The organism is Nocardia sp. NPDC046763 (genome assembly GCF_040645495.1).
Lineage (GTDB): Bacteria > Actinomycetota > Actinomycetes > Mycobacteriales > Mycobacteriaceae > Nocardia.
On record NZ_JBEYYI010000092.1, the window covers coordinates 1 to 1,652 of the forward strand.

1 protein-coding gene is annotated in these 1,652 nt (G+C 66.2%); it reads left to right on the plus strand.

Features of this window, described 5'->3' with window-relative positions:
* The first annotated feature begins 120 nt into the window (after positions 1-120).
* Positions 121-1,512 (plus strand): IS1380 family transposase, encoded by a 1,392-nt coding sequence (locus ABZ909_RS43595; RefSeq protein ID WP_357012380.1) that lies wholly within the window; start codon positions 121-123, stop codon positions 1,510-1,512.
* Positions 1,513-1,652 lie beyond the last annotated feature (140 nt).

Consider the following 1,652-nt stretch of genomic DNA (forward strand, 5'->3'; position numbering starts at 1 on the left):
CCTCGATCCACCGATGGGCTTGTGCCCGTCGGTGTTTGATCAATGAGAAAAGTGTCCTTCGAGCTGGGATGATCACTGTTGTCTAGGCAATGATCGGTCCGGTTCAGAAGGACACTTCGGGTGCAAGTTTCGCATAGGTTCGCCGCGGAGTCAGCGGTGTTCGATGATCAGAATCTGGTGTCGTTGGCCGGGTTGGTTCCGGTGATGGGGCTGGCCGAGGCGAGCGGGCTGGGTGAGCTGCTGGCGGAGAAGGTGTCGATCACCTCGTCGCGGATCCGGTCGGGGGCGGCGAATCCGGGTCCGAAGCTGGCGACCCTGATCGCGGGGATGTGTGCGGGCGCGGACAGTATCGACGATATCGACGTGCTGCGCAGCGGCGGCATGGCAACGGTGTTCGACCGTGTGTATGCGCCCTCGACGGTCGGAACTCTGTTGCGGGAGTTCAGTTTCGGTCACGCCCGTCAGCTCGAGTCGGTGCTGCGCGTGCACCTGTCGCGGTTGTGTGAGCGGGTCGATCTGCTACCGGGTGCCGGTGCGCGTGCGTTCGTCGATATCGACTCGCTGCTGCGTCCGGTCTACGGGTATGCCAAACAGGGTGCGTCCTACGGGTTCACCAAGGTTTCGGGTAAACAGGTTCTGCGCAAAGGGCTTTCGCCATTGGCGACCACCCTCAGCACCGATATCGCCGCGCCGGTGGTCGCCGGGATGCGGCTGCGGGCTGGGAAGGCCGGTTCGGCCAAAGGGGCGGGACGGATGATCGCCCAGGCCATCGGCACCGCCCGCGCGGCCGGGGCGAGCGGTGAAATCCTCGTTCGGGGTGACTCGGCGTTCGGTGGCCGGGCCGTGGTCGGTGCGTGTCGCCGCCTGGACGCACGGTTCTCGCTGGTGCTGACCAAGAATCCGGCGGTGACTGCCGCGATCGCGTCGATTCCGGCCGATGCGTGGACGCCGGTGAAATATCCCGGCGCGGTCCGCGACCCGGACACCGGGGGTTGGATCTCCGACGCCGAGGTCGCCGAGATCGGTTACACCGCTTTCGCTTCCAAACCCGACCGTGTCACCGCTCGGTTGATCGTGCGCCGCGTCAAAGACGTTGCCCGCCAGGACGAGTTGTTCCCGGTCTGGCGATACCACCCCTTCTTCACCGACTCCACCGAGCCCACGGCCGATGCCGACATCACCCACCGCCGCCATGCCGTCATCGAGACCGTCTTCGCCGACTTGATCGACGGACCGCTGGCCCACATGCCTTCCGGGCGTTTCGGCGCGAATTCGGCCTGGGTGTTGTGCGCGGCGATCGCTCACAACCTGCTGCGCGCCGCGGGCACACTCGCCGACCCCGGCCTGGGAAAAGCCCGCGGAACCACTTTGCGCCGCAAACTCGTCGCCGTCCCGGCTCGGCTGGCTCGCCCCCAGCGGAAACCCATGCTGCACTTACCCTCCCATTGGCCGTGGGCCCAGCAGTGGCGACAACTCTGGCACGCCACCATCACCGCGCCCTCGACCGCCTGAACGGCCGGTAACCGACCCTACGACCAGGAACGATGGTGGAAAGGCTGGGCAGACCAGCGGCTACCTCGCGCCCGAAACCCGCTGGCATGCGCGCCTTCGACACACAGACCAACCCGAAACCGGATCGGTGGATCGAGGCT